Source organism: Streptomyces sp. NPDC058284 (genome assembly GCF_042881135.1).
Lineage (GTDB): Bacteria > Actinomycetota > Actinomycetes > Streptomycetales > Streptomycetaceae > Streptomyces.
The window spans coordinates 90,477-117,065 of record NZ_JBHVYE010000003.1 but is presented as its reverse complement, the minus strand read 5'-3'; the positions used below and the strand labels follow the sequence as shown (position 1 = coordinate 117,065).

Annotated in this window: 20 protein-coding genes; 5 read left to right on the top strand and 15 right to left on the bottom strand. The window is 71.5% G+C overall.

The window, feature by feature from the left end; translation table 11 throughout:
• Nucleotides 1-131 precede the first annotated feature (131 nt).
• Both ACFVYR_RS06490 and ACFVYR_RS06485 read left to right on the top strand, forming a co-directional pair.
• Nucleotides 132-1,601, top strand: a complete 1,470-nt coding sequence (locus ACFVYR_RS06490; protein ID WP_384249304.1) for a zinc-dependent metalloprotease — start codon at nucleotides 132-134, stop codon at nucleotides 1,599-1,601.
• Nucleotides 1,598-2,122: an NUDIX hydrolase gene (locus tag ACFVYR_RS06485; protein ID WP_384249307.1), complete on the top strand. Its 525-nt coding sequence runs from the start codon at nucleotides 1,598-1,600 to the stop codon at nucleotides 2,120-2,122. The genes ACFVYR_RS06490 and ACFVYR_RS06485 overlap by 4 nt, the downstream gene beginning before the upstream one ends.
• Nucleotides 2,123-2,223: 101 nt before the next feature.
• Here the strand turns inward: ACFVYR_RS06485 and ACFVYR_RS06480 are convergent, their stop codons facing one another.
• The 4 genes from ACFVYR_RS06480 to ACFVYR_RS06465 form a co-directional block, all read right to left on the bottom strand.
• On the bottom strand, nucleotides 2,224-2,979 hold the full coding sequence (locus ACFVYR_RS06480; protein WP_384249310.1) for an AIM24 family protein: 756 nt from the start codon (nucleotides 2,977-2,979) through the stop codon (nucleotides 2,224-2,226).
• A 16-nt stretch (nucleotides 2,980-2,995) separates the two neighbouring features.
• Nucleotides 2,996-3,676, bottom strand: a complete 681-nt coding sequence (locus tag ACFVYR_RS06475) for an AIM24 family protein (protein ID WP_384249313.1) — start codon at nucleotides 3,674-3,676, stop codon at nucleotides 2,996-2,998.
• An 11-nt stretch (nucleotides 3,677-3,687) separates the two neighbouring features.
• Nucleotides 3,688-5,358 carry a TerD family protein gene (locus ACFVYR_RS06470; RefSeq protein WP_384249316.1) on the bottom strand — a complete coding sequence of 557 codons (1,671 nt, stop codon included), beginning with the start codon at nucleotides 5,356-5,358 and terminating at the stop codon, nucleotides 3,688-3,690.
• Between the two features lie 117 nt (nucleotides 5,359-5,475).
• Entirely contained in the window at nucleotides 5,476-6,099 is a 624-nt protein-coding gene (locus tag ACFVYR_RS06465) for a M48 family metallopeptidase (RefSeq protein WP_384249320.1), read from the bottom strand.
• A 211-nt stretch (nucleotides 6,100-6,310) separates the two neighbouring features.
• Here ACFVYR_RS06465 and ACFVYR_RS06460 point away from each other — a divergent pair, with 211 nt between their 5' ends.
• Complete coding sequence (locus tag ACFVYR_RS06460; protein ID WP_384249323.1) at nucleotides 6,311-7,444, top strand: ThiF family adenylyltransferase; 1,134 nt, start codon at nucleotides 6,311-6,313, stop codon at nucleotides 7,442-7,444.
• Nucleotides 7,445-7,485: 41 nt separating this feature from the next.
• Complete coding sequence (locus tag ACFVYR_RS06455) at nucleotides 7,486-8,895, top strand: ABC1 kinase family protein (protein ID WP_384249326.1); 1,410 nt, start codon at nucleotides 7,486-7,488, stop codon at nucleotides 8,893-8,895.
• 13 nt (nucleotides 8,896-8,908) lie between these two features.
• Here ACFVYR_RS06455 and ACFVYR_RS06450 read toward each other — a convergent pair whose 3' ends face one another.
• The 5 genes from ACFVYR_RS06450 to ACFVYR_RS06430 all read right to left on the bottom strand — a co-directional run bounded on the left by ACFVYR_RS06450 (nucleotide 8,909) and on the right by ACFVYR_RS06430 (nucleotide 12,912).
• The gene (locus tag ACFVYR_RS06450) at nucleotides 8,909-9,118 is read right to left on the bottom strand and encodes a hypothetical protein (protein WP_384249598.1); all 210 of its coding nucleotides are present in this window, start codon (nucleotides 9,116-9,118) and stop codon (nucleotides 8,909-8,911) included.
• A gap of 144 nt (nucleotides 9,119-9,262) precedes the next feature.
• Nucleotides 9,263-9,586, bottom strand: coding sequence for a hypothetical protein (locus tag ACFVYR_RS06445; protein WP_384249328.1), 324 nt, complete (start codon nucleotides 9,584-9,586; stop codon nucleotides 9,263-9,265).
• On the bottom strand, nucleotides 9,583-9,951 hold the full coding sequence (locus tag ACFVYR_RS06440; RefSeq protein ID WP_384249330.1) for a WhiB family transcriptional regulator: 369 nt from the start codon (nucleotides 9,949-9,951) through the stop codon (nucleotides 9,583-9,585). Before ACFVYR_RS06440 ends, ACFVYR_RS06445 begins: the two co-directional genes overlap by 4 nt.
• 169 nt (nucleotides 9,952-10,120) lie before the next feature.
• Entirely contained in the window at nucleotides 10,121-10,462 is a 342-nt protein-coding gene (locus tag ACFVYR_RS06435; RefSeq protein WP_384249333.1) for a hypothetical protein, read from the bottom strand.
• A gap of 164 nt (nucleotides 10,463-10,626) precedes the next feature.
• The gene (locus ACFVYR_RS06430) at nucleotides 10,627-12,912 is read right to left on the bottom strand and encodes an ATP-dependent DNA helicase UvrD2 (protein WP_384249571.1); all 2,286 of its coding nucleotides are present in this window, start codon (nucleotides 12,910-12,912) and stop codon (nucleotides 10,627-10,629) included.
• A 69-nt stretch (nucleotides 12,913-12,981) separates the two neighbouring features.
• On the opposite strand from ACFVYR_RS06430, the gene ACFVYR_RS06425 reads away from it, so the two are divergent.
• Entirely contained in the window at nucleotides 12,982-13,242 is a 261-nt protein-coding gene (locus ACFVYR_RS06425; RefSeq protein WP_384249335.1) for a mycoredoxin, read from the top strand.
• A 912-nt stretch (nucleotides 13,243-14,154) separates the two neighbouring features.
• On the opposite strand, the gene ACFVYR_RS06420 is transcribed toward ACFVYR_RS06425, so the two are convergent.
• The 6 genes from ACFVYR_RS06420 to ACFVYR_RS06395 form a co-directional block, all read right to left on the bottom strand.
• Nucleotides 14,155-15,813, bottom strand: a complete 1,659-nt coding sequence (locus tag ACFVYR_RS06420) for a recombinase family protein (RefSeq protein WP_384249337.1) — start codon at nucleotides 15,811-15,813, stop codon at nucleotides 14,155-14,157.
• A 182-nt stretch (nucleotides 15,814-15,995) separates the two neighbouring features.
• Nucleotides 15,996-16,943, bottom strand: a complete 948-nt coding sequence (gene nudC / locus ACFVYR_RS06415; RefSeq protein WP_384249340.1) for an NAD(+) diphosphatase — start codon at nucleotides 16,941-16,943, stop codon at nucleotides 15,996-15,998.
• 90 nt (nucleotides 16,944-17,033) lie between these two features.
• Complete coding sequence (locus ACFVYR_RS06410) at nucleotides 17,034-18,437, bottom strand: dipeptidase (protein WP_384249342.1); 1,404 nt, start codon at nucleotides 18,435-18,437, stop codon at nucleotides 17,034-17,036.
• Between the two features lie 10 nt (nucleotides 18,438-18,447).
• Nucleotides 18,448-22,062, bottom strand: coding sequence for a UvrD-helicase domain-containing protein (locus tag ACFVYR_RS06405; RefSeq protein ID WP_384249344.1), 3,615 nt, complete (start codon nucleotides 22,060-22,062; stop codon nucleotides 18,448-18,450).
• An 83-nt stretch (nucleotides 22,063-22,145) separates the two neighbouring features.
• On the bottom strand, nucleotides 22,146-22,844 hold the full coding sequence (locus tag ACFVYR_RS06400) for a hypothetical protein (protein WP_384249346.1): 699 nt from the start codon (nucleotides 22,842-22,844) through the stop codon (nucleotides 22,146-22,148).
• A gap of 96 nt (nucleotides 22,845-22,940) precedes the next feature.
• On the bottom strand, nucleotides 22,941-26,534 hold the full coding sequence (locus ACFVYR_RS06395) for an ATP-dependent helicase (protein ID WP_384249348.1): 3,594 nt from the start codon (nucleotides 26,532-26,534) through the stop codon (nucleotides 22,941-22,943).
• Between the last annotated feature and the right edge of the window lie 55 nt (nucleotides 26,535-26,589).

Sequence of the window (26,589 nt, the reverse complement as noted above, 5' to 3'; positions counted from 1 at the left end):
ATCCATCCTGCCGCAGGCCGAGAGTCGGCGAAGCACCGAGGCCCGATCCCGTCACGGTGTCTACGCTGGGTGGTGTTGTAGGGCAGCCGCCGCCGGCACATGACCGGCGGCCTGACGAGCCGAGGAATCCCGTGAGTGACACCCCATTCGGATTCGGCCTTCCGCCGGAGGAGCCGGAAGACGGCGACGAGGGCAAGAAGAAGGAATCCCCTGGAGAGGGCCAGAGCGGGGGACAAGGCGCAGGTGGCCCCGCGAACCCGTTCGGTTTCGGGGGGTTCCCGGGCGCGGGCGGCCCCGGCGGCGGCGACAATCCGTTCGCCGCGATGTTCGGTTCGATGAACCCGAACGACCTGGGCGCCGCGTTCCAGCAGCTCGGCCAGATGCTGTCGTACGAGGGCGGCCCGGTGAACTGGGACATGGCCAAGGACATCGCCCGCCAGACCGTGTCCCAGGGCACGGCGGACGGCGCCAAGGACGCCAGCGTCGGCCCCGCCGAGCGCTCCGCCGTCGCGGAGGCCGTGCGGCTGGCCGATCTGTGGCTGGACGACGCGACGTCGCTGCCTTCGGGCTCCGGCACCGCTGTGGCGTGGAGCCGCGCCGAGTGGGTCGAGGCGACCCTGCCGGTGTGGAAGGAGCTCGTCGACCCCGTCGCCGAGCGGGTCGGCCTCGCCATGGGCGATGTGCTGCCCGAGGAGATGCAGGCCATGGCGGGCCCGCTGATCGGCATGATGCGCTCCATGGGCGGCGCCATGTTCGGCCAGCAGATCGGCCAGGCCGTGGGCGTGCTCGCGGGCGAGGTCGTCGGCTCCACCGACATCGGCCTGCCGCTCGGCCCGTCCGGCAAGGCGGCGCTCCTCCCGGTGAACATCCAGGCCTTCGGCAAGGACCTGGGCATCGACAAGGACGAGGTGCGGCTCTACCTGGCGCTGCGCGAGGCCGCCCACCAGCGGCTCTTCGCCCACGTCCCGTGGCTGCGCTCGCACCTGTTCGGAGCCGTCGAGGGGTACGCGCGCGGGATCAAGGTCGACACGGCCAAGCTGGAGGACGTGGTCGGCCAGCTCGACCCGCAGAACCCCGAGCAGTTGCAGGAAGCGCTTCAGCAGGGCATGTTCCAGCCGGAGGACACCCCGGCCCAGAAGGCCGCTCTGGCCCGCCTGGAGACGGCTCTCGCGCTCGTCGAGGGCTGGGTGGACGCGGTGGTGCACGCCGCCGCCAAACCGCGCCTGTCGTCCGCCGACGCCCTCCGGGAGACGCTGCGCCGCCGCCGCGCGACGGGCGGGCCCGCGGAGCAGACGTTCGCGACCCTGATCGGTCTCGAGCTGCGCCCGCGCCGGCTGCGGGACGCCTCGCGCCTGTGGGCCTCCCTCACGGACGCGCGCGGCGTCGACGGCCGTGACGGCCTGTGGGAGCACCCGGACATGCTGCCGACCGCCTCCGACCTGGACGACCCGGACGGCTTCGTCCACCGCGAGCAGCTGGACTTCTCCGAGCTGGACAAGATGCTCGGCGAGGCGGCGGGCGGCGGCGCCGCGAAGCCGGACCTCAAGAAGGACACCGGCGACGACACCGAGGGCGACGGCAAGGACGACGGCGACAAGTGAGTCTGTACGACGACACGGTCCTCGTGCTCAAGGGGTACGAGGACCAGCCCGAGCTGCGCCAGGCCTACCTGGAGCACCTGTCGGCGCACGGTGACGACGGCATGTGGAAGGCCTGCACCGCGGGCCACGTGACGGCGAGCGCCCTGGTCGTCGACCCCGCGCGCGGACGGGTGCTGCTCACGCTGCACAAAAAGCTGCGGATGTGGCTTCAGATGGGCGGCCACTGCGAGCCGGGCGACCCGACGCTCGCCGCGGCGGCGCTGCGTGAGGCCACGGAGGAGTCCGGCGTGCCCGGCCTGACGCTGCTCGCGGGCGGTCCCGTCCGCCTGGACAGGCACCCGATCCCGGGCCCGTGCACCCAGCACCTGGACGTGCAGTACGCCGCGCTCGCCCCCGAGGACGCCGTCGAGGCGATCAGCGACGAGTCCCTGGACCTGCGCTGGTTCGCGTACGACGAGGTGTCGGGGGTGGCGGACGAGTCGGTGGTACGACTGGTCGAGGCGACAAGGGCACGCCTGTAGCCGGGGAGCGCCCCTGAAAGGGGCGCGGGGAACTGCGCGACCAGCCACAGCCGGCCCGCAGTTCCCCGCGATTTGTTCCCTGCGTCACCGAAGCGGAGCGCTCAGCTCCAGACGTTGCCCTGGTTCTGCCCCCGTGCCCCCTGCTGGCCCACCCCGAACTGCGCCCGGGCGCCCTGCCCGATGACCGCGTTCTGGGGCGGCAGCATCTCGCTGGGCTGGACGAGCGCGTAGCCCTGGCCCATGAAGCTGAGCTCCCAGCCCTCGCCCGTGTTGCCGCGGCGCCGCCAGACGCCCGAGGAATGGGTCTGGGCCTGCATCTGGACGCGCAGGCCGTTGGACCAGGCGACGATCGCGTCGGCGTCGGCGTTGACGTACCGGTCCGGCGTGACCTGCAGCATCAGCGGCTGCCCCGACGTCATCAGGGCGACCTTGCCGCGTCCGGTGATGTTGAGCTGGTACTTGCCCGAGCCGGAGATGCCGTACTGGCTGTCCACGGCGATGACCTGGTGGGTCAGCGACGAGTCCATCGCCAGGACGTAGCTGCTGTCCACGGTCAGGCCGTCCTGGTCCACATCCACCACGTGGATGTACTGGGCGAGGTTGGCGAGGTAGACCGTGCCCTGGCCGTGGACCCGCATCAGGTCCAGGCCCTCACCGGTGTGCGCGCGGGCACGCTGGTTGCCCTGGCTCTGGTACTCCGCGTCGAACTCCATAAGACCCTGGTAGGCGACCATGGCGCCCTTGCGGGCCAGGACGTCGTCGTGACCCTCCAGGGCGACCCGCAGCATCTGCGGGTTCTGGACGGAGTAGCGCTCCTGCGTCTGCTGCTCGGCATGCGCGAAAAGTGGGCTCTGCATGGTGTGTTGCTCCCCCTCAGCCCCGTGCTCGGAGGCGGTCGGTGCTGTCCTCACTGGGCTGTACGACGACGATGCCTTCTCCGGAGAAGCCCATCTGGTAGGCCTCGCCGCTGCCGCGCCCGATGAGGGCCCCTGCCTTGAAGCTGCGCTTGCCCTTCACCTTGAGGTTCGGGGACCAGGCGATCAGGGCGTCCGGGTCGACGTACGTCTCGTCCTCGCCGCGGCCGCAGTCGACGACGATCGGAGTGCCCCGGGAGGTCAGCGCGACCCAGCCCTGGCCGGAGACCTTGATGTTCCACAGGCCCTGCCCGGCGAACTTGGCCATGCCCTTGACCCGCTCGACGCCCCACTGGAGGGAGGCGTCGAACGCGAGCAAATTGGTGCCGTTCACCGAGAGGGAGTCGCCCGCCAGGTTGATGAGGACGACGTCCGCCCCGTAGTCGGCCAGGTAGAGAAGGCCGTCTCCGGAGCACTTCATCAGGGGCGCGCCCTCGCCGGTCATCCACTCGCGCGCGATCTGACGGACGGCGGGCGGATTCGGCTCGTACTGCACGAACCCTTCGTAGGCGACCATCGAGCCCACGCGCGCGAGGAGGTCGTTGCCGGTCTGCATGGCCACCTTGACCATGTGATGGCCGTGGTTCTCCATGCGGGCGGCGACGGGTGCGGGAGCGAAGCCCGCGAGTTGCTGGTTCATGACGGGCTCCCTCAGACCTCGTACGGCTGGACGACGATGAAATTGCCGGGCGCGCCACGGAACTGGAGGTTCACGCTCTCTCCCGTGGAGCCCGCGTAGGCGTTGCTGCGCAGCCGCACCTGGCTGGAGACGATCGCCTGCGCGGCGGCCGACCAGGCCACGACGGCGTGGCAGTCGGCGAACGTCGTCGGCGTGACGGGCAGCACCACGGGCACGCCGTGCGTCTTCACGACGACCGTGCCGGTGCCCTGGAACTGCATGACGAACAGCGCGCCGCCGGGGATCCCGTGGCCCTCGATCCTGCGCACCTCGTGCTGCAGGCTCTCGTCGAAGGCGAGGACGTTCTCCGCGGAGACGCAGATCGCGTCGCCCTGGAGCTCGATGGGGTGCAGATGAGTGCCCTCCTCGGCGAGGAAGACCTGGCCACGGCCGGAGCAGCGCATCAGCTGCATCTCCTGGCCGGTGGCGTTGCCCACGATGCGCCCGGCGAAGCCCGCGCCCTTGTAGCCGAACTCGACCTTGCCCTGGTACAGCACCATGCTGCCCTGGCGGGCCAGGACCGGCTGGTCGGCGACGCTCAGGTCGACGCGGATCAGCTTCTCGTTCTGCTGCGTCCAGCGCTGACCGGTGGGGGCTTCACGGTACTTCTGGAGGGCCGCCGCCACACCGGCGCCCTGGGGAGCGGCGCCCTGCGGGGCGACGGGCTGGCCGGGGAACTGACCGCCCGGAGGCTGCTGCCCGTATCCCGGAGCCATCGGGGCCTGCGGCTGCTGGCCGTAACCGGGCGGGAGCGGTGCACTCTGGCCGGGCGGTTGCTGGCCGGGGACCTGGCCGAACTGCGGCTGCTGCGGGGGCTGCTGGCCCGGCTGGCCGTACGGCGCGGGGGGCGGCGGGGGCGGCACGGCGCCGCCCGGCGGCTGGTGCAACGGGGCTACGACGGTCTGCGCGGCGTGCACCGACGGGTCGACCGGAGCGGGTGCGGGGGGTGGGGTGACGCCCTGGGGCGGCGCGAAGTTCTGCGCGGGGGCCGGAGCGGGTGCCGGTGCCTGGGGCGGCGTGGTGGCAGCCGGGGCGCCGAACGCGGGCGGGGGCGTGGCCTGCGCGGGCGGCGCGAACGAGGGCGCGCCCTGCGGCTGGGGGGCGGCGGGCTCCTCCTCGGCGATCTCGCCGCCGAAGTTCTTCAGGAGCGCGTCGAGACCGCCGTCGAAGCCCTGGCCGATCGCGGCGAACCGCCAGACGTCCTTCAGGTAGAAGTCACCCAGCATGACGGCGCGCTCGGTGGAGAACTCCGCGCCGCTGAAGGCGTAGCGCGCGACTTCCTCGCCGCCCGCGACGATGCGGACGTACCCGGAGGCGACCTGCGACATCTGCCCGGCGCCGTCGATCGTGGCCGTGAACGACAACCGCTGGATCTGCGGCGGGATGCGGTCCAGGGTGACGCGGAAGGACTCGGTGTCGCCCGCCTGCGCGCCCAGGAGCTGGATCGACTCCTCGGGCGACTTCGGCTGATTGAAGAAGATGAAGTAACGGTCGTCCGAGAGCCGCTCGCTCGCGTCCAGGCCGAAGCAGCTGATGTCGAAGGTCAGCCCGGGGGCGGAGATCTGTACGCCCACGTACAGATCGGTGCCCGGAGTGAGATCACTGATCTTGGCCTTGTGGCCGCGTTGGAATTGCCTGGCCATACGTAACGACCGTCCCCCATCCCGAATGTGAATACGTCGCGTCAGGCTAACCGCAAAGTCCGACAGCGGGCGAAGCCGGTACAGACCCGCTGCACAACGGCCTGACGCCGCGGATGTTCACTCCTCGCGGGCGGCGGGCAGGTGGGGCAGCCGGCTGGCCGAGACCACCCCTTCGAGGTAGCCACGGGCCCGCTCCGTACGGGGGTAGGCCTCCAGGAGGCGCCAGAAATCCGGCCCGTGGCCGGGAACGAGCAGGTGGGCGAGTTCATGGACGAGGACGTAGTCCACGACGTATTCGGGCATGCCCTGGAGCCGGTGCGAAAGACGGATGCTGCCCTCCGCCGGCGTGCAGGATCCCCACCTGGTGTTCTGGTTCGTGACCCAGCGAACCGACACCGGTCTGGCGCGGCCCTCGAAGTACTGCTCCGACAGCTGCTCGGCACGCTCGGCGAGCTCCGCGTCGCCGAGGAGCCGCTTGCTCTCCTGGGCCGCGAGCTTGTCGAGCATCACGTTGACCCAGCGCTGCTCCTCCGCCTCGGACATCCGGGCGGGGATGAGGACGACGGTGCGATCGCCCTCCCGGTACGCGGAGACCGTTCTGCGGCGGCGGGCGCTCCGTCTGACCTCGACCGCGCTGGCCGTCACGCCGGACGGGGCCGGGCTGGTCGTGCTGCGCTGTGGAGCTCCGGCGCGACGCGCTGAGGTCTCCCCAGCGACGCGAGGTGACGGGTCGGCGGGCACGCCCCGACGTTACCCGCTGGGCATGGGGGAAGTCCCGCCTCCGGGGCGGTTCGGCGCTGTTCCGCACCCCACGCGTCCGATTAGTGCGATGAATACTCACCGCCTGTGGACAACGCGACGCAGGCGTCCGCTGGGACGGGCATTCTGGCATTCGATCGACGCGGCGGACGGGACCGCGCCGACCGGCCGACGGGGGACGACCATGCGCCTGATGCATCCGATCGTGAAGCCCGCGCTGCGGCGCGGCTGGCGGGACCTGAGCACCGTGCAGTTCGGGGTGGCGCCCGCGCATGCCCTGGTGCTCGGCCCGATGGACACGGCGACGGGCACCTTCCTGACTCTGCTCGACGGGACCCGCGGGCTGCCGCTGCTGCGCGAGGAGGCCCGGCGGATGGGGCTGCCGGACGGCCATGTGGACAAGCTGCTCGGCGAGCTCTCACGGGCCGGGCTCCTCGACGACTCGACGGGCGGCGGGCCCGCGGCCGACGCGCTGCGCGAGCGGAGCGAGATGATGGACCGGCTGCGGGCCGACCTGGCCTCACTGTCGCTCCTGTCGCCCGAGCCGGGCGGTGCGATCACGAAGATGGCGGCGCGCCGGGCCGTGCGCGTGCGGGTTCAGGGTGCCGGACGGGTGGGCACTGTCGTGGCTTCGGTGCTCGCGGCCGCCGGGGTCGGCCGGGTCGATGTGCTGGACGGCGGACATGTGCGGCCGTGGGACGTGGCACCTGGCGGCCTGCCCGCCGAGTCCGTCGGGGAGCGGAGGGACACGACCGCACGTCGGATCGTGCGGCAGTCGGCGCCCGGCCGGCCGGCCCGGCGGTCCACCGAAGCGGAGGACGCGGCAGGACTGTCTCTCGTGATCATCGCGCCGAGGGACGGCCTGGACGCGTACGCTCCCGCGCCCGCCGCGGCCGAGGAACTCCTCGCGTCGGGCACGCCCCACCTCTATGCCGGGGTGATCGAGGGGACGGGTGTGGTGGGTCCTCTGGTCCTGCCGGGGACGACCCCGTGCGCCGAGTGTCTCTTCCTGCAACGTGCCGAACACGACCCCACCTGGCCGCGGCTACTGGCACAGTGGCGCTCGGGGCACGCGCGGCAGGCGCCCGCCTGCGACGTGGCCCTGTCGACATCGGTGGCGGGGCTCACGGCGGGACACGCCCTCGCGTTTCTGGACGGGGAACCGTCGGCCTGCGCGGGCGCGCGCTGGAAGGCCTCGGTGCCCGGATTCGAGTGGCGCTCGACCCCGATTTGGGCCCATCCATCATGCTCTTGTGGGGCCGACGTGTCCGTTAGGGGGGATCGGCCCACCGCTGACAAGAGGCCGCACGCAACAATGGCCGGGTAACCGCCTGAGAGGGCGCGGCTGTCTGGGACTTGGAGGGGCGCATGTCTGATCTTCCCCGGAAGGCGGTCACCCGTACCGCCAAACTGGCAGCGCTGCCGCTCGGCTTCGCGGGACGCGCGACCTGGGGGCTCGGCAAGCGGATCGGGGGAAAGTCCGCGGAAATCGTCGGACGGGAGCTGCAGCAGCGCACGGCCGAGCAGTTGTTCAAGGTGCTCGGAGAGCTGAAGGGCGGCGCCATGAAGTTCGGGCAGGCGCTGTCCGTCTTCGAGTCCGCCCTGCCGGAGGAGATCGCGGGGCCCTACCGCGCGGCGCTGACGAAGTTGCAGGAAGCGGCGCCGCCGATGCCGACCAGCACCGTGCACGCCGTCCTCGCGGAGCGTCTCGGCGCGGACTGGCGCGAGCGGTTCCTGGAGTTCGACGACAAGCCCGCGGCTGCCGCGTCCATCGGTCAGGTGCACCGGGCCGTCTGGGAGGACGGCCGGGAGGTCGCGGTCAAGGTGCAGTACCCGGGGGCGGGCGAGGCGTTGCTCTCCGACCTCAATCAACTCGGACGGTTCGCCCGGCTCCTCGGGCCGCTGATCCCGGGGATGGACATCAAGCCCCTCATCGCGGAGCTTCGCGACCGTGTCTCGGAGGAGCTGGACTACGGCTTGGAGGCGCAGGCCCAGCAGGCCCACGCGGAGGAGTTCGCGTACGACCCGCATGTGGTGGTGCCCCAGGTGGTGCACCAGAGCGATCAGGTTCTGGTCACCGAGTGGATGGACGGGACACCTCTGTCGAAGGTGATCTCGGACGGTACTCAGGAGCAGCGCGACCGGGCGGGGCAGCTGCTGGCCCACTTCCTCTTCTCGGGGCCGGCGCGCACGGGGCTGCTGCACGCCGATCCGCATCCGGGCAACTTCCGTCTGCTGCCCGACGAGAAGAACGGCTACCGCCTCGGTGTCCTCGACTTCGGCACGGTGGACCGCCTGCCCGACGGGCTGCCCCCGACCATCGGGACATCCCTGCGGATGACGCTGGCGGGCGAGGCCGACGCCGTCTACGACATGCTCCGTGAGGAGGGCTTCGTCAAGGAGTCCGTCGACCTGGAGCCGCAGGCGGTGCTCGACTACCTGCTGCCGATCATCGAGCCCCTGGCCGTCGACGAGTACACCTTCACCCGCGCCTGGATGCGCAAGCAGGCGGCACGTCTTGCCGATGTCCGCTCCCCCGCCTACCAGTTGGGCCGGTATCTGAACCTGCCGCCGGCCTATCTGCTGATACACCGCGTGACGGTGAGCACCATCGGGGTGCTGTGCCAGCTGGGTGCGACGGTGCGGATGCGGGACGAACTGGAGGAGTGGCTGCCCGGTTTCGTGGAGGAGGACGGGGAGTCCGCGGACAGCGAGGATCCGGCCGGGAGCGAGGAACTGATGGAGGCCGTGGAGGGCGGTACGGCGGCGCAGGGCTGAACCGCGGAGAGGCTCACCACCAGGCGGAGTCGAGACGCCCTTCGATGGCTCTGATGTTGTCCCGTGCGCAGGCTTCGCAGAGGTAGCGGCGGGTGCCGTTCTCCACGGAACAGGTCCAGGTCGGCGGGGTGCCTCGGGCGACCGTGCCGCACAGGCCGCACACGGAATTCATCGGTTCCTCGGGGTTCTCCGGCTCCGACGCCCGGGGGTTCTGCTGGTCCACCCGGCGACCCTATCGCCGTGCCGGGACGATCGCTGAGCACAACGCACCGCGGGGGCAGTCCGTTCGGACCGCCCCCGCGGGCATCTGTCATCGTGCCGGGCCGCGTCGGCGGCCCGTGCTGCAGGAGATTCCGCAGCGTGGCTCTTACTGCATGACCGCTATGGCGAGCGCGCGCCGGGCACGCAGCGAGGCGCGCTCCGCGCGGCGCTGCATACGGCGGGCCGCCATCAGGCGCTCGGCCGGGCGCTGGGCCTCGGCCTCGCGCAGGCGTTCGTGCATATGCGCACGAGCCATGGCTTCTGGGATGAGTTGCATCTCACGGGTCCTGTTCTGGCGCGGGACGTGCGCGCCGGTGGTGGTGAAGTCTGGGGTCGCGGAGCCGGCGGGCTCGCTGGTGGCTGCCTTCATCGGGGCCTGCTTCTTGGGGTCGTGCGTCAGGGGGCGGTCGATGGTTCCGGCGATGCTCATGCGACGACCGGGTTCTTGCGCGGGCGGCCACGGGGCCGCTTGCGGGCAACGACAACGCCCTGGACGAACAGCTCGCCGCCCCAGACGCCCCACGGCTCACGCCGCTCCTTGGCGCCGGCGAGGCAGGCCTCCACCAGCGGGCAGGTCCGGCAGAGGGACTTGGCGTACTCGACGTCGGCCGGGGACTCCGCGAAGAAGACCTCCGGGTCGTAGGCACGGCAGGGAACGGGTACGCCGAGGTTCTCGATGGCGTCGTCGAGCGCGGTGAGCGCGGTGAGGGGAGTCAAGGTCGGGTCCTCCGTGGGTGCGGGCGGCGGGAGCGTCTGTGAAGGCGGTACGGACGGGGCGTGCGCTTCGATTTGCACGGTGGTGTTGTCCTCGTCTGGTCGTGCCGGCCTGGGTCGGCCGGTTGGCGGCTGGTACCGGGTCTTGCTGTCGGCCCCTTCGCTCCGTTCTCCCTGTCTCGGGGAAAACAAAAGGGCCGCGGATCCCGGGTGGGGTTCCGCGGCCCTGAAGGCGCCTGTCTGATCGAGATCAGACTGGATCACTCCAGGGTTCGAGCCCACGGAAGGCCCACATCGTGTGGTGCTGCGTCGTCTGCTTCCGGAATCCGGCACCGGCCGCCGCAAAGGCATAGGCATGGGCCTGCGCCTCCGCTACTGCTGCTTCCGGTGCCTTGGTCGGTCGCTCATTGCCCCCATTGACCTCGCGGACGGGAAGACCCATGAGAGGCAGGGAGGCGGGCAGCGGACGGGAGGCGGGAATGCCGCCGGACAGACCGGTGCCCTGGTTCGAGAAGCCGAGCAGGCAGGAAGCGACGACCGAGCGATCGGTCATTTTCGCGGTGCTGATGAAGCTCTCGTTGATGCTGATCACTGGAATTCGCCTCCTCTCGGCGTCTCAGGGGATCGGACGGACCGATCCTGCGGACTGACAAGTACAGCACGGAACCGGGGCTTCGGAGAAGCCCGCCGTTTCCGTGTTAAGAACCTATGGGTCTTCCTTGCGCATGCGCAAACTATTTTTTCGACGAGTTTGAATCATTCTCCTTCGGCGCCCCTTACACCCTCCTGACCTGCACAGATCGCGAGGACATCGGCCCCGAAGCGATGAAACTTGCGGACACCGACCCCGGGGATCCGGGCCAGTTCGCCCTCGTCCCCCGGCACGGCCTCCGCGATGGCGATCAAGGTCTTGTCCGTGAAGACGCAGTACGCGGGCTGCCCCAGCTCCCTCGCCTGGCCGGAGCGCCACTCCCGCAACCGCTCGTAGAGCCCTTCGTCCATGTCGGACGGGCAGTCCTCGCACCGCATGAGCTTCATCTCGCCGGCGTCCGTCAGGCTCCGGCCGCAGACCCGGCAGCGGGCCGGGGTGCGGCTCTTGCGCTCACGACGGCCCGCCACGGCGGTGACCCCGCCGCTGCCCCGCTCGACACCACCGGGGCCGCCGCTCGCGGCACGGGCGGCGGAGCCCGACCCTGAGCCCGGACGCAGACCGTCCAGGAAGCGGCTGGGGCGGCGGCTGGGGCGCCCGCCCGGAGAGCGGGAGAGGGCCCAGGAGAGCGAGAGGTGGACGCGGGCGCGGGTCACCCCCACATAGAGGAGCCTGCGCTCCTCCTCGATCTGCTCGTCCGTCTTGGCGTAGGTGATCGGCATCATGCCTTCGGCGAGGCCCACCAGGAAGACGGCGTCCCACTCCAGGCCCTTGGCCGCGTGCAGCGAGGCGAGCGTGACGCCCTCGACGGTGGGCGCGTGCTGCGCGTTCGCCCGCTCGTCGAGCTCGGCCACGAGGTCGGCGAGGGTCGCCTCCGGCCTGGCCCGCGAGAAGTCCTCGGCCAGCCGCACCAGCGCGGCCAGCGACTCCCATCGGTCGCGGACCGCCCCGGAGCCCGCGGGCGGCTCGGTCGTCCAGCCCTTCGTGGAGAGGACGGCCCGCACCTGGGAGGGCAGGTCGACCACGTCGTCGAGGAGCGGGTCGTTGCCCCCGAAGCGGGCCGCGCCGCGCAGGGCCGCGCCCGCCTCGCGCACTTCGGTGCGCTCGAAGAACCGCTCGGCGCCGCGCAGCTGGTAGGGCACGCCGGCGTCGGCGAGCGCCTGCTCGTAGATCTCCGACTGGGAGTTCGTGCGGAAGAGGACCGCGATCTCGCTGGCGGGCACGCCGTCCGCGAGGAGGGCGCGGATGCGGCGGGCGGCGCCCTCGGCTTCGGCGGGCTCGTCCGCATACTCCGTGTAGATCGGCTCCACGCCGGGCTCGCGCTGGGAGATCAGCTCCAGGCGGTGGTCGGCGGCGCGGCCCCGGGCCTGCGAGAGCAGGCCGTTGGCGAGGTGGACGACCTGAGGTGTCGAGCGGTAGTCACGGACCAGCTTGACGACCGTCGCCCCCGGGTGGCGGGTGCGGAAGTTCAGCAGGTGGTCGGGGGTCGCGCCGGTGAAGGAGTAGATCGTCTGGCTGGCGTCGCCGACGACGCAGAGGCTGTCCCGCTCGCCGAGCCACAGCTCAAGGAGGCGCTGCTGGAGGGGGCTCACGTCCTGGTACTCGTCGACCACGAAGTGCTGGTACTGGGTGCGGACCTGTTCGGCGATGTCGTGGCGGTCCTGGAGGATGCCGACGGCGAGCAGCAGTACGTCCTCGAAGTCGATGACGGTGCGGTCGCGCTTGAGGTCCTCGTACGCGGCGTAGAGCTGGGCGGTCTCCGCGGGGTCGCGCGGGACGTCCCGGCCCGACTTGGCGGCGGCGGCCGCATAGTCGGCGGGGACGGTCTGGGTGACCTTGGCCCACTCGATCTCGCTGGTGAGGTCGCGCAGCTCATTGCGGTCCAGGCGGATGCGGCAGGCGGCGGCCGCGTCCGCGACGAGCTTGATCTTGCGGTCGACGATCCGGGGCAGCGGTCCACCGACGGCTTTCGGCCAGAAGAACTGGAGCTGGCGCAGGGCGGCGGAGTGGAAGGTGCGGGCCTGGACGCCGGAGGCGCCGAGCTGGCGGAGGCGGCCGCGCATCTCGCCCGCGGCGCGGTTGGTGAAGGTGACGGCGAGCACGCTGGCGGGCTGGAGCATTCCGGCGCGCACGCCATAGGCGATCCGGTGCGTGATCGCCCGCGTCTTGCCGGTGCCGGCGCCCGCCAGGACACACACCGGCCCGTGCAGGGCGGTGGCCACCTCGCGCTGCTCGGGGTCGAGCCCGTCGAGCACCGCGTCGGCCGAGTCCGGGACCTGCGGGAAGAGGGTGGAGTGCGTTGCTGATGTCACCCTGCCATGCTGCCAGGTCGCAGGAGGCGGGTGAGCCGGTTGTCCACAGGGGAGCGCAGCCGGTCGTACTAATACGGGAATGGTGGCCGGGTCGCGTACGTTCGCTCCATTGCGAAGACGCACCCCGAGCGACGAAGGAGCACGAAAGACATGCCGGGCACTGTGACGATGTACAGCACCACGTGGTGCGGCTACTGCCGCCGCCTCAAGGGTCAGATGGACCGTGAGGGCATCGCGTACACCGAGATCAACATCGAGCACGACCCGGAGTCGGCGGCCTTCGTCGAGAAGGCGAACGGCGGAAACCAGACGGTTCCGACCGTTCAGGTAGTTCCCGCCGACGGTGGGTCTGAGGTCGTCATGACGAACCCGAGCCTCGCCCAGGTCAAGCAGGCGCTCGGCGCCGCCTGACCTCCTCGTACGTACAGAGTGGCCCTCGCTTCGGCGGGGGCCTTCTGCGTTCCGCTGCTTATCGTTTCTGGAACGGGCTTCCGTCGGCCACGTTCACTCGCCCGGCACGCGTTGTACTGCACCGTTGGCGGCCAGCTCCAAGCCCATGAGGTGGAGGATCTCTTTGACCTTCTCCTCGCTGAGCTGCGGAGCGCGAGCGAGCCAATAGCTCAACCACTCTTCTCTGGTCACGCCCCGGCCAACGACACGGAACCTGGCCAGTTACAGGGCGGGTCCCACTCACCGAACGTGTGCCCGTCCAACGGGACGATCGCCAGGGAACTTGGCTACGGCGGACAGACGGTCAACAAGATCGTGGCGAGGCTGCGTAAGGCTGGCTGGCTGGCGAAGACGGGCAAGGTTCCGGAAGGCCCGGTGATCTATCGACTTACCTTGCCGGAGCAGGGGGTATGTCTCTGAAGACATACAACCTAGACACTTATAAGCACGACGGCGGAAAGAGCCTAGAGCCAGCGGCGAAGAGCGAGGCGCTAAGCGAAGAGCGGCCTCCCGAAGGGGGCCGACAGCGTGAAGACGAAGGACGCAAGCCGTCTTCAGGAGTGAGCCGCGTAAGCGGCTCCCAAGAGGAAGACGAAAGGGCCAGCTCCTTGGGGCCTTCGGCCCCGGCCTTGTCCTTCGTAGACCTTGCCAAGGTGAAGGAAGAATCGCAGCGTCGCCGCTGGTTCGGAGAGGAGTACGTGCCTCCTGCGCCTGTGGACTTCGACTACGGCGGCCAGATCGGCGAGCCGCAAAGGGCAGGGCAAGAGCCACCGCCCTTCTGAGTGGGGACGACGAAGCCCTGCCCTCGGGTGAGGGCGGTGCCAGTCGGGGCCTACGGCGAGCGCTGGGCAACGTACTCAGTGGCGAAGCCGCTCACTCAGCCTTCGACTCCCTGTCCGCCCTGTCGCGCTCGAAGTTCTCCCACCAGCTGACGATCTCCCACTCGGCCCCGGTAAGGGTCGGCGGCTTCTCCTTTGGGGCGTCGCCGAACCCCCACACCGGCTCGATCGGATTCAAGACCTGAGACGCCTTGGTCGGGTGGTCGTACCACTGCGAGCCTTGCTGCCTCAGGTTCTCCACCAAGTCGCCCGGGTCGACGGCAAGGACGTCCCTCCGGAAGTACGCCTTGACCTGGTGCTTCCGCAGGAACTCCCGACGCTCGTCGACGGTCGTACGTGCCCACCAGTCGGCGTAGCTCTCGCCGGCACCGGTCCACACGGTTACCGGCTTCGGCCCCTCCTGAGTGGTGATCTTCTCTCTGTCCTGGGCGAGAGTCGTCATCTGAGAGGCGTACGCCGTGGCGCTCATGACGCCTTGCTGGAACTCCTTGTTGAGCTGGTTCATCTTTCCGTCGATGACAGCCAGCTTCGCGGCACGACTGTCGTCGATGGTCGTACTCGACTCCATCCGTTCGAGGTGGCCGATCTCCCCCAGCAGGGCCGACTCAAGCCAGGGATACAGATCCGTCGCCAGGAACGTCTGCCCGTTGCAAGCCGGGATGCCCATGCTCTTGTTGCCGTGGCAGCGGTACCGCTCCTTCTGCCCCTTCGTCGGGTTCCCCTTGACGTAGTAGATGGGGCTCTTGCAGAGCAGGCAGAACGTCACCCCGACGGTCGGCGACGTGGACCCCTTCGGCTTCTTGTACTTGACCGAGGCGACCGCCTCCGACAGCGTCGCCCACTCTTCGGCGTTGAGGACCGGTGCGGATCTCATCACCGGAGTGCCGTCACTGTTCCGGACCAGACTGCCGTCCGCGCGCACGTACTCGCCGAGTAGCGATCGGCTGGACAGTACGGCCTGGACTGCGGTCGCCGTCCACTTGCTGCCGCGAGGCTGCGGCGCTGCGAGCCGTGTCGTGCTCTCGCCTGCTGCCGCCCGGATACGCGCGATGTCCTGAGCCGTGGGGATCTCCTGCTCGTTCAGCCATGTGGCGACGGCGGAGAAGCTGGGCTTCTCGATGAAGCGGCGGATCATCTCGATCAGCACCGGGCCGTACGTCGGATCGAGTTCCAGCGTGAAGCCGTCCTCGCCCTTCACCGAGCGGCGGCCGAACGGGACCAGCCCACCCGGCCAGCGACCGCCCTTGCGCATCGTCTCGCGCGACGCCTTGGCCCTGGCCTTGATGGCGTCCAGCTCCGCCTCGGCGACCACGGCGAGGATCTTCGCAATCGTCTTGCCCCAGGGCTTCGAGAGGTCGAAGCCCTCCTCGCAGGAGATGAGTCCCTTACCGTTCGCCTCGCACCACTCGATGATGTCCGAGAGGTGCCGGACCGACCGGGCGATGCGGTCGATCTTCAGGATGACGACGTGGTCGAACTCGTCCTTCTTGTTGTTCAGCCAGTCACCCAAGGACGGGCGCATCCATGGCGAGATGGACGCCGAGACGTCGATGTCGACGGCGAAGTCGATCAGCTCCATCTCTTCGGCTTCGGCCCGCTTGGTGATGCGGGTGCGCTGCGTTTCCTCGCCGGTCTGGTGCTCGTTGCTCACCGACAGACGGACGACACCAAGAGCCCTGGGCTTGTCGCTCACGAACTCCCCCTCCCTGGACGCGGGCGGTCCTCCCCGACCAGCCCTCCCTAGGCGCGAAGCCTACAGACCGTCCCCACCGTTCTCTTCCCGGACGCTCGACGCTGACGAACCCCTCGCTGGCGCAGGTCAAGCAGAAGCTGGACGCCTGAGGCGCAGCATCCGGGCGAGGGTGCGGCACGGGCTCAGCCCACGGTCCCCGGCTTCGGCAGGGGCTTGCCGTACCAGAGTTCGATCAAGCGGGCCGCGATCGAGATTCCGTAGGGAGGCAGGACCTCCCCGGACTCGAACGCGGCCCGCAGGTCTTCCCGGGAGAACCAGCGGGCCTCATGGATCTCCTCACCGTCGACGTTGATCTCCGAGGAGGTCGCGTCGGCCATGAAGCCCAGCATCAGGCTGGAGGGGAACGGCCAGGGCTGACTCGCGACGTACTCGACGTCGCCGACCGTGACGCCCGCCTCCTCGAAGACCTCGCGCCGCACCGACTGCTCGATGGACTCCCCCGGCTCGACGAAGCCCGCGAGGGTGGAGAAGCGGCCCTCGGGCCAGTGCACCTGGCGGCCGAGGAGGATGCGGTCCTCGCTGTCCCTGACGGCCATGATCACGGCGGGGTCCGTGCGCGGGTAGTGCTCAGCGCCGCAGGCCTGGCAGCGGCGGATGTGACCGGCCGCCGCGATGACGGTGCGCTCGCCGCAGCGTGAGCAGAAGCGGTGCAGGCGCTGCCAGTTCTCCAGGGCGACCGCGTGCACCATCAGGCCCGCGTCCCGGGGGGAGAGCAGGAGCCCCGCCTCGCGCAGCCCCGCGGGGCGCGCCGACTGGTCCATGCGGCCCGGCAGGCTGTCCTTCTGGAGGGCGAAGTAGCTGACGCCGTCGTCGTCGGTGCCCAGGAAGTAGCGGTGCTCCTCGGTGAGGGGCGCTTCAAAGGACGGCGTCATCACCAGTTCGGTGTTGCCCTCGGGTGTCTCGTCGATGAGTACCTGGCCGCCGGAGACCACGAAGACCCGGGTCGTGGGGTGGCTCCAGGCTGCGGCGAGCCACGCCTCGTCCATGCGGTGGTGGGCCGCACGGTCGATGCCGCTGGGAGCGGTCAGCGAGACGGGGCGATCTGCGGTGCTGTCGGTCCAGGTGGTCACAGGTGCTTCCAACTCCCCCGGTGGAATGGGTGGTTCAGCAGGGCGTGCGGCGGGGCGTGTACGGCGGCCGGCGGGCCTTCGAGGGGCGCCTCAGTCTGCATCGTGCCAGTTCGCCGCGAGGTCGCCCCACAGGTAGGCGGTCGTCTCGACGCCCTTGAGCAGCAAGTCGATCTCGACCTTCTCGTTCGGCGCGTGCCAGCCGTCGGACGGGACGGAGATGCCCAGGAAGAGGACGGGCGCGGCGAGGACGTCCTGGAGGTCGGCGGCCGGTCCCGAGCCGCCCTCGCGCGTGAAGCGGATCTTCTGCTCGAAGGCGCGGCCCATCGCCCGTACGACGGACTGGAGGGCGGGGTGGTCCAGCGGGGTCAGGCACGGGCGCGTGCCTGCGCTGAAGGTGACCGTCTGGCGGATACCGGCGGGGACGCGGTCGGCGGCCCAGGCGCGCACGGCCTTCTCGACGCGCTCCGGGTCCTGGCCCGCGACGAGCCGGAAGGACAGCTTCACGACGGCGGACGACGGGATGATCGTCTTGCTGCCCGCGCCCTGGTAGCCGCCGCCGATGCCGTTGACCTCGGCGGTGGGGCGGGCCCAAATGCGTTCAAGAGTGGTGTGCCCGGACTCGCCGTGGGTGCCGTGCGACTTGGCCGTGCGCAGCCAGCGCTCCTCGTCGAAGGGCAGCTCGGCGAAGAGTTCGCGCTCGCGGTCGGTGAGCTCCGTGATGCCGTCGTAGAAGCCGGGGATCGCCACGCGCGCGTGGTCGTCGTGGAGGGCGGCGACGAGCCGGGCGGCCTCGGTGGCGGGGTTCGGCACGGCGCCGCCGAACGAGCCGGAGTGGATGTCCTGGTCGGGGCCGTGCAGCTCGATCTCGCACTCGGCGAGGCCGCGCATGCCCGTGCAGACGGTCGGGGTGTCCTCCGACCACATGCCGGTGTCCGAGACGATCACCGCGTCGGCGGCGATGCGGTCCCTGTGGGCTTCGACGAGGGCGCGGAAGTGCGGCGAGCCGGACTCCTCCTCGCCCTCGACGAGCAGCTTGAGGTTGACCGCGGGCGCGGTGCGGCCGGTGACGGCGAGGTGGGCGCGGACGCCGAGGGTGTGGAAGAAGACCTGGCCCTTGTCGTCGGCGGCCCCGCGCGCGTGGAGGCGGTTTCCCCGGACCACGGGCTCGAAGGGGTCGGTGTCCCAGCCGTCCTCGCGGGCCGCGGGCTGGACGTCGTGGTGGCCGTAGACGAGGACCGTGGGGGCCTGCGGGTCGCCGGAGGGCCACTCGGCGAAGACGGCGGGCGCCCCGGGCGTCTCCCAGACCTCCGCGACCGGGAAGCCGGTCTCCTTGAGCCGGCCGGCGAGCCACTCGGCGCTGGCACGCACGTCCCCGGCGTGGTCGGGCTGGGCCGACACGGACGGGATGCGCAGCCACTCGGAGAGGTCGTCGAGGAAGGCGGCACGGTGGTTCTCGATGTACGTGCGGACGGCGCCGTCCGGTGTCTCGCTCATGGTCACGAGCCTATCCGCCATCCGGGATGGTCCCGTCCTGCGGCCCGTCGCCCGGCACACCGGCCGCCGGTTCCTCCAGCAGGAGGCGTTCCAGCCCGGCGCGGCCCGGGAGGTTCGCCGGGCGGGCGGTCTCCCCGCTGCGGACGTAGAGGAAGGCGGCCTTGACGGACTCCAGGGGGACGCCCTGCTGCTCGGCCCAGGCGAGGCGGTAGACGGCGAGCTGGAGGGGGTCGGCGGTGCGGGTGCGGCTGGTCTTCCAGTCGACGATCTCGTACGTCGCGTCGGCGCCCTCGCCCTCCTTGTAGACGGCGTCGATGCGGCCCCGGATGACGCGGCCCGCGATCACGAACTGGAAGGGGACCTCGACGCGGTAGGGCGCGCGGTGGGCGTACTCGGTGCGCTCGAAGGCTTCCTTGAGGGCTTCCAGGTCGCGCTCGTCGGCGATCTCGGCCTCGTCGGGCCCGCCGCCCGGCAGCTCCTCCGGGGAGAGCATCGGCAGGGTGAGCTCTTCGAAGCGGGACTCGATCCAGGCGTGGAAGCGGGTGCCGCGGCGGGCGGCGGGCTGCGGTGGGCGCGGCATGGGCCGGGCCAGGTCCCGCGCGAAGCCCTCGGGGTCGGCGGCCAGGCGCATCAGCTCGGACGCGGTGAGCGAGGGCGGCACGGGGATGTCCCTGACGGCTTCGCGGGCGCGCAGCAGCTCGCCGGTGAGGGCGTCCAGGTCGCGGTCCCAGGAGGCGAGGGTGCGGGCCTCCTCCGGGGTGAGGCGGCTGTCCGGGACGCGGTCGGCGTCGGCGTCCATGTCCGCGCCGGCGTCGGCGGGGTGCGGTCGGGCCTCGGGCGCGGCCCCTGCGGGGAGCGGCACGCGCGCGTCCGGGGCGTCCGCGGGGTGCGGGATCGTCGGGCGCTCCGGCGTCAGCGCGGCCCAGTCGACCGGGGCGTCGCCGGGAGGATCGGCCTCCTCATAAGGAGGTTCGTCATAGGAGGGTTCGTCATAGGGGGGTTCGTCGTCCTCCGGAGGGGGTGGCCATTCCGGATCGTCGGCCGGGGGCACGTCGTCGTACGCCGCCGGATGAGTCTCTTCGTGGGTACGGGCCTCTTCCGCGGGGCCCTCTCCCGTGAGGCGGTCCAGGTGCGCGAGGACGGTCCGCGCGGCGGCGCGGCGGCGGGCCAGGGAGTCGTCGTCCAGCGGGAGCGGCCACGCCCGGTCGGCGGTGGCCTCCCGCAGGGCGGGGTTCTCCTCGTCCTCGGCAGGCTTGTCCGCCCAGGCCTCGATCTCGCCGTGGCCCGCCGCGCAGTGGTCGTACAGGGCCTGGAGGAAGTCCGAGGGGCCGCGCGGCTTCTTCTGGGAGGGGCCCCACCAGTGGCCCGAGCCGAGGAGCAGCGAGCGGGGCCGGGTGAAGGTCACGTAGCCGAGGCGGAGCTCCTCGGTGCGCTGGTGGTCCTTCATCGCCTCGTGGAAGGCCTTCATTCCCTTGGCGTCCCACGCGTCGATGTCGGGCAGTGTCGCCGCGTCGCCGCGCAGTTCGTGCGGTACGACCTTGGCCTGGGCGGTCCACTTCTCGCGGCCCTGCGCGCTCGGGAACGTGCCCGTGACCAGGCCGGGGACGGCGACGACGTCCCACTCGAGGCCCTTGGACCTGTGCGCGGTGAGCACCTTGACGGTGTTCTCGCCGCCCGGCAGGGCGTTGTCGAGGCCCTTCTCGTACTGGGCGGCGGTGCGCAGGAATCCGAGGAAGGCGAGGAGTGAGGCGCCGTTGTCGTTGGCCGCGAAGGAGGCGGCGACGTCCAGGAAGTTGGAGAGCGTCTCGCGGCGGCGGGCCGCCAGGGCGCCCGGTGACGCGGAGAGCTCGACCTCCAGGCCGGTCACGGCGAGCACCCGGTGCAGCACGTCCATCAGGGGGTCGGACAGCGACCGGCGCAGCTCGCGCAGTTCCGCGGCGAGCCGGGCGAAGCGCACCCTGGCCTCCGCCGAGAAGGGCAGGCCGTCGTCCCCTCCGGAGGCGCCGGCCGGGTCGAGCGGCGTCTCCAGGAAGGTGTCGAGCGCGTCCGCGAGCGATATCACCTCGGCCGGGTCGACCCCTTCGACGGCTTCGGCGAGGCGGCGGTCCGGGTCGTCGGGGGCGGCGTGCCCGGGGCGCACGAGGAGACGGGCGCGGCGGCCCAGGAGGGCGAGGTCGCGGGGCCCGATGCGCCAGCGGGGGCCGGTCAGGAGCCGCACCAGGGACGCGTTCGCCCCCGGGTCCTGGAGGACCTCGCAGACGGCGACGAGGTCGGCGACCTCCGGCAGGTGCAGGAGTCCGGAGAGGCCGACGACCTCCACGGGGATGTCGCGGGCGACGAGCGCGCCCTGGATCTCGGCGAAGTCCGTCGCCGTGCGGCACAGGACGGCGATCTCGCCGGGCGCCTTGCCGGTGCGGACGAGGTGGGCGATGGAGTCGGCGAGCCAGTCGATCTCCTCGGCGTGCGTGCGCAGCAGGGCGCAGCGCACCGTGCCGTCGCGCTCGGCGCCCGGCGCGGGCCGCAGGGCCTCCACGCCCGCGTGCATGGCGCGCAGGGGCTCCGCGAGGCCGTTGGCGAGGTCCAGGAGGCGGCCCCCGCTTCGGCGGTTCTCGCTGAGCGCGTGGCGGGTGGCGGGGCGGCCGTCGGCGTACGCGAAGTGCTCGGGAAAGTCGTCGAGGTTGGCGACAGAGGCGCCGCGCCAGCCGTAGATGGCCTGGCAGGGGTCACCGACCGCGGTCACCGGGTGGCCCGTGCCGCCGCCGAACAGGCCGGAGAGGAGGATGCGCTGGGCGACCGACGTGTCCTGGTACTCGTCGAGGAGGACGACGCGGAATTCGTCGCGGAGGATCTCGCCGACCTCCGCGCGGGTGCGGGCCAGTGTCGCGGAGAGGGCGATCTGGTCGCCGAAGTCGAGGAGGTCGCGGGAGCGCTTCGCCGCGCGGTAGTGACCCACGAGCTCGGCCAGTTCGAGCCGGGCCGCCGCCGTCTCGGGGACCTTGCGCAGGTCGGCGTTGGTGAGCTTGGCGCCTTCCAGGGCGTCGAGGAGCGCGGTGTCGTACGCGCGGAGCCGCTCGGGGTGTACGAGGTGTTCGGCGAGCTCGCTGTCGAGGGCGAGGAGGTCGCTGACGAGGTCGGGGAAGGACCGGGTGAGCGACGGGTAGGGGCCGGGCGCCTCGCGCAGCACGCGGGCGGCGAGCTGGAAGCGGGTGGCGTCGGCGAGCAGGCGGGAGGTCGGCTCCAGGCCGATACGCAGACCGTGGTCGGTCAGGAGGCGGCCGGCGAACGCGTGGTAGGTGGAGATGAGCGGCTCGCCGGGCGGGTTGTCCGGGTCGACCGCGTCGGGGTCGGTGACGCCCGCCCTGACGAGGGCCTGGCGCACGCGCTCGGCGAGCTCCCCCGCCGCCTTGTTCGTGAACGTCAGGCCGAGGACCTGCTCGGGGGCGACCTGGCCGGTGCCGACCAGCCACACCACGCGTGCCGCCATCACCGTCGTCTTGCCCGATCCCGCTCCGGCCACGATCACCTGCGGGGCGGGCGGCGCGGTGATGCAGGCCGTCTGCTCCGGGGTGAACGGGATGCCGAGGAGCTCCTTGAGCTGCTCGGGATCGGTGAGGCGAGGTGACACGTCAGAGAGGCTAGCGGTGGCCACTGACAACCGGGGCGGACCCGGACGCGAGCGGCCACCGCATGCTCAGGTGGAGGGTGAGGTCAGGAGCCCGAGGCCAGCTTCTTCGGGTCGACGACCTCGCTGGCCGGCGGGGCCTTGACGTCGACGGTCTTGCCGTAGTCGCTGAAGGTGACGGTGCTGGGGCCGTCGGAGCCCTTGTTCACGACCTTCAGGAAGTACGGCTTGCCCTCCATCGCGACGTAGAAGGTGGTGGTCTCGCCGCCCTTCTTGCGGGTCAGGACGGCCGCCTTCGCGCCGTCGACCTCGGCGTCGTCCTCGCGCTCGAGCTTCTTCAGGTTCTTGTTGCTGAACATGTCGTCCGGGTTGCAGACGGCCTTGCCCGCCGTGCTGGGCTGCTTGACCCAGCGGCCCTTGAGGAGCTCCGCCGTGGCGCCGCCGCCCTTGGAGTCCCAGAACTTGTCGTCGCCCTTGGAGTACCTGAACTCGCCGACGGAGAGGAACTCGGCCTTCCCCGTCTTGGCCGAACCCACGGTGCCCTTGCAGTCGCCGGACTCGGCGACGGCGAACTCGACGTCGCTCGCCTGGCCGTTCTGCTTCATCTGGCCCTTCATGCGGTAGGACCCGGCGTCCTTGGAGGCCTTGGACGCCTTGTCGGCGATCTTGTCGGCGCTCATGCCGTCGAAGGGGTCCTTGTCGCCGTCGCTGCTGCAGCCCGTCACGCCGATGACGGCGGCGGCACAGGCGACGGCCACTGCCAGGAGCTTTCGGTTGGCTGCCATATACGCGTACTCCTCAAAAGGGTGCACCTCGGACGGCGCACAGCAAGTTCTTACCGTGACTTTAATTCGGCCACGCGGGTGCTGGGTCCCCCGGGGCTACTCCACGACGTGGCGGCCCTCCGGCCGCGCGCTGCACGACGCCCGGAACGCGCAGTGTGCGCAGTGCTGTCCGGTGGTCGGGGTGAAGCGCTCGTCGAGGACCTTGCCCGCGGCCGTCGCGAGGAGGTCGCCGATCCACTCCCCGGTAAGGGCCTCCTGGGCCTGCACCTTCGGCAGGCTCTCGCCGCCGTTCTTCTTGGCGGCGCCCTGGCGCAGCTGCACCAGTTCGGCGCCGCCCGGTTCGGGTCGTACGCCTTCGAAGACCTCGTCGGCGGCGCCCTCGCGGAGCGCGAGCTGGTAGACGGCGAGCTGCGGATGGCGGGCGACCTCGGCGGCGCTCGGGGACTGCTTGCCTGTCTTGAAGTCGACTACGTAGGCACGACCTTCCGCGTCCTGTTCGACACGGTCCATGGAGCCGCGTACCCGCACTTCGTAGGAACCGGCTTCCAGGGTCACGTCGAAGCCGTGCTCGCTGGCGACGGGGGTGCGGCTCGCGCGGTCCATCACATGCCACTGGAGGAAGCGCTCAAGCGCCACGCGCGCGTGCTCCTTCTCCTGCGCCGACTTCCAGGGGGCGTCGAACGCGAGCGCGTCCCACACGGAGTCGAGGCGCTCCATGAGGACGGCGAGGTCGGCGGGGGTGCGCCCGGAGGCGACCTCGTCGGCCAGCACGTGCACCACGTTGCCGAAGCCCTGGGCGGCGGTCGCGGGGGCGTCCGCCTTCACCTCGCGGCCGAGGAACCACTGCAGGGCGCAGGTGTTGGCGAGCTGGTCGAGGGCGCTTCCGGAGAGCACGACGGGCTTGTCCCGGTCCCGCAGGGGGACCTCGCTCGCCGTCGGTTCGTACATGCCCCACCAGCGGTAGGGGTGCGCGGCGGGTACGAGGGGGCGCCCGTCGGCGTCGCTCAGCGCGGCCAGGCGGGCCAGGCGCCGGGCCGCCGCCTCGCGCAGGGTGTCGGAGACGCGCGGGTCGACGGTGGTGGCGCGCAGCTCGGCGACGAGCGCGGCGACGGACAGAGGACGCCGTGGGCGGCCCGTTATGTCCTTGGGCTCGACACCGAGTTCGCTCAGGAAGCGGGACGGCTGGTCGCCGTCGTCCGCGGGCGCCTTCACCGCGGTCACGACGAGCCGTTCACGCGCGCGCGTGGCGGCGACGTAGAACAACCGGCGTTCTTCGGAGAGGAGCGCTCCGGGAGTGAGCGGTTCGGCGAGGCCGTCGCGGCCGATGCGGTCGGCCTCCAGGAGGGAGCCGCGGCGGCGCAGGTCGGGCCAGAGGCCCTCCTGGACGCCCGCGACCACCACGAGCCGCCACTCCAGGCCCTTGGAGCGGTGCGCCGTCATCAGCCGTACGGCGTCGGGGCGGGCCGCCCGCCGGGTGAGTGTGTCCGCGGCGATGTCCTGGGCCTCGGTCTCCTCCAGGAAGTTGAGGGCGCCGCGACCGCCCGTGCGCTCCTCCGCGCGGGCGGCGGCGGCGAACAGCGCGCACACCGCGTCGAGGTCGCGGTCGGCGTTGCGGCCTGCCGCGCCGCCGCGGCGCGCGGTGCGCTCGAGCCGCCTGGGCCAGGGCGTGCCGTCCCACAGCTCCCACAGCGCCTCCTCGGCGGTGCCGCCGCCCGCAAGGCGCTCACGGGCCTTGCGGAGCAGCGCGCCGAGCCGCTGGGCACCGCGTGCGTACGCCGGGTCGTGCGCGACGAGGCGCTCCGGCTCGGCGAGGGCGCGGGCCAGCAGCTCGTCGGAGGGCGGCGGCACGTGGTTGCCCGCCGCGCGCTCCTCCTCGCGCAGGGCGCGGCCCAGTCGCCGCAGGTCGGCGGCGTCCATGCCGGCCAGAGGGGAGGTGAGGAGGGCGATGGCGGTCTCGGTGTCCAGCCAGGCGGGTGCGGTGGCTTCCGCGCGCGGGGCGGTCGTCCGGCGCGGGCCGGGTTCCCCGGGGGTGTCGTTTCCGGAGGGGCCGCCTTCTGGAGTGCTGATTTCCGCAGCGGTGCCTTCTGCAGCGGCGCTTCCGGGTGCCTCGGTTTCCAGGACATCGCTTACGGAGGCACCGCCTTCCGAGGCACCGCCCACAGAGGCACCGTCCTCCGAGACACCGCTCACAGAGGCACCCTCTTCCGAGACATCGCTCACTGAAGCCTCCGCTTCGGCGGCCTCGCCCTCGGGACTCCCCTCCCCCGCGGCCCCCGCCTCCGCGTCGTCCACCGCCGTGGCCACCACGCGCAGCGCCGTGAGCAGCGGCGTCACCGCGGGCTCGTGGCGCAGGGCGATGTCGTCGCCGTCGATCTCCAGAGGGACGCCCGCCGCGCTGAGGCTGCGGCGGACCGCGGGAATCGTGCGGGCGCCCGCACGGACCAGGACCGCCATGTCGCCCCAGGGGACGCCGTCCTCCAGGTGGGCGCGGCGCAGGATGTCCGCGATGTTGTCGAGCTCGGTGCCTGCCGTCGGGTAGGTGTACACCTCGACGCGGCCGCCGTCCCTGACCGGCTCCAGCTCCCGGTGGGCCCGCACCTTCTGCGCGGGAAGCCTGGTCAGCGGCATGCGGCGGGTGAGCAGGCGGGTGGCGTCGAGCAGGCCCGCGCCCGACCTGCGGGACGTCCTCAGGACCTCGACCGGCGCCGGGGTGCCGTCCGCGCGCGGGAAGTCGTGCGGGAACTCCAGGATGCCGTTCACGTCGGCGCCGCGGAACGTGTAGATCGACTGGTCGGGGTCGCCGAAGGCGACGAGCGTGCGGCCGCCCCCGGCGAGCGCGTGCAGCAGCCGGACCTGTGCGGGGTCGGTGTCCTGGTACTCGTCCACGAAGACGGCGTCGTACTGCGCGCCGAGCGCCCGCGCCACCTCGGGCCGGCGCGCGAGCAGCACGGCGCGGTGCACCAGTTCCGCGTAGTCGAGCACTCCTTGCAGGTCGAGTACGTCCAGGTACTCGGCGAGGAAGGCCGCTGCCGCGCCCCAGTCGGGCCGGCCGCTGCGGCGCGCGAAGGCGTCCAGGGCGTCAGGGCCGAGCCCCAGCTCCCGGCTGCGGGCGAGCACCGCGCGTACCTCGTCGGCGAAGCCGCGCGTGGTCAGGCAGGCGCGCAACTCGTCCGGCCAGCGGATGTGGCCGTGCCCCTCCCGCGCGAGGTCGATCTGGCCCGCGAGCAGTTCACGTACCGCCACGTCCTGTTCGGGGCCGGACAGGAGCCGCAACGGCTCGACGAACAGATCGGCGTCCTGGTGGGCGCGGACGAGGGCGTAGCAGAAGGAGTGGAAGGTCGTGGCCTGCGGGGCGCGCGCCGCCCCTATGCGCAGCGCCATGCGGTCGCGCAGCTCCACCGCGGCCTTGCGGCTGAAGGTCAGCACCAGGATGCGTGCTGGGTCCCCGCCCTCGGCGACGCGGCGGGCGACGGCCTCCACGAGGGTGGTCGTCTTGCCCGTGCCGGGCCCGGCCAGGACCAGCAGCGGTCCGCTCTCGTGGTCAACCACACCGCGCTGACCTGCGTCCAGGCGAGGGGGGGCCAATGGGGTCGGCGGCGTACGCACCAGTCGGTAGACATCCCGGGCTCCCTGTCGTACCTGGTGGTGCGACGGGTGCCGGGTGTGCCGAGTGGAAGAAGGGGAACTCACGTGGGTCGCCGGTCCTGGTGGGTGTACTGGTCGAAGAGCGGCTTCGTGGTGGCCG

Bases quoted from the DNA above. Each gene is read 5' to 3' on its own strand.
- ACFVYR_RS06480 (WP_384249310.1), bottom strand. From the start codon at position 2,979: ATGCAGAGCCCACTTTTCGCGCATGCCGAGCAGCAGACGCAGGAGCGC.
- ACFVYR_RS06475 (WP_384249313.1), bottom strand. From the start codon at position 3,676: ATGAACCAGCAACTCGCGGGCTTCGCTCCCGCACCCGTCGCCGCCCGC.
- ACFVYR_RS06470 (WP_384249316.1), bottom strand. From the start codon at position 5,358: ATGGCCAGGCAATTCCAACGCGGCCACAAGGCCAAGATCAGTGATCTC.
- ACFVYR_RS06460 (WP_384249323.1), top strand. From the start codon at position 6,311: ATGCATCCGATCGTGAAGCCCGCGCTGCGGCGCGGCTGGCGGGACCTG.
- ACFVYR_RS06455 (WP_384249326.1), top strand. From the start codon at position 7,486: ATGTCTGATCTTCCCCGGAAGGCGGTCACCCGTACCGCCAAACTGGCA.
- ACFVYR_RS06445 (WP_384249328.1), bottom strand. From the start codon at position 9,586: ATGAGCATCGCCGGAACCATCGACCGCCCCCTGACGCACGACCCCAAG.
- ACFVYR_RS06425 (WP_384249335.1), top strand. From the start codon at position 12,982: ATGCCGGGCACTGTGACGATGTACAGCACCACGTGGTGCGGCTACTGC.
- ACFVYR_RS06410 (WP_384249342.1), bottom strand. From the start codon at position 18,437: ATGAGCGAGACACCGGACGGCGCCGTCCGCACGTACATCGAGAACCAC.
- ACFVYR_RS06400 (WP_384249346.1), bottom strand. From the start codon at position 22,844: ATGGCAGCCAACCGAAAGCTCCTGGCAGTGGCCGTCGCCTGTGCCGCC.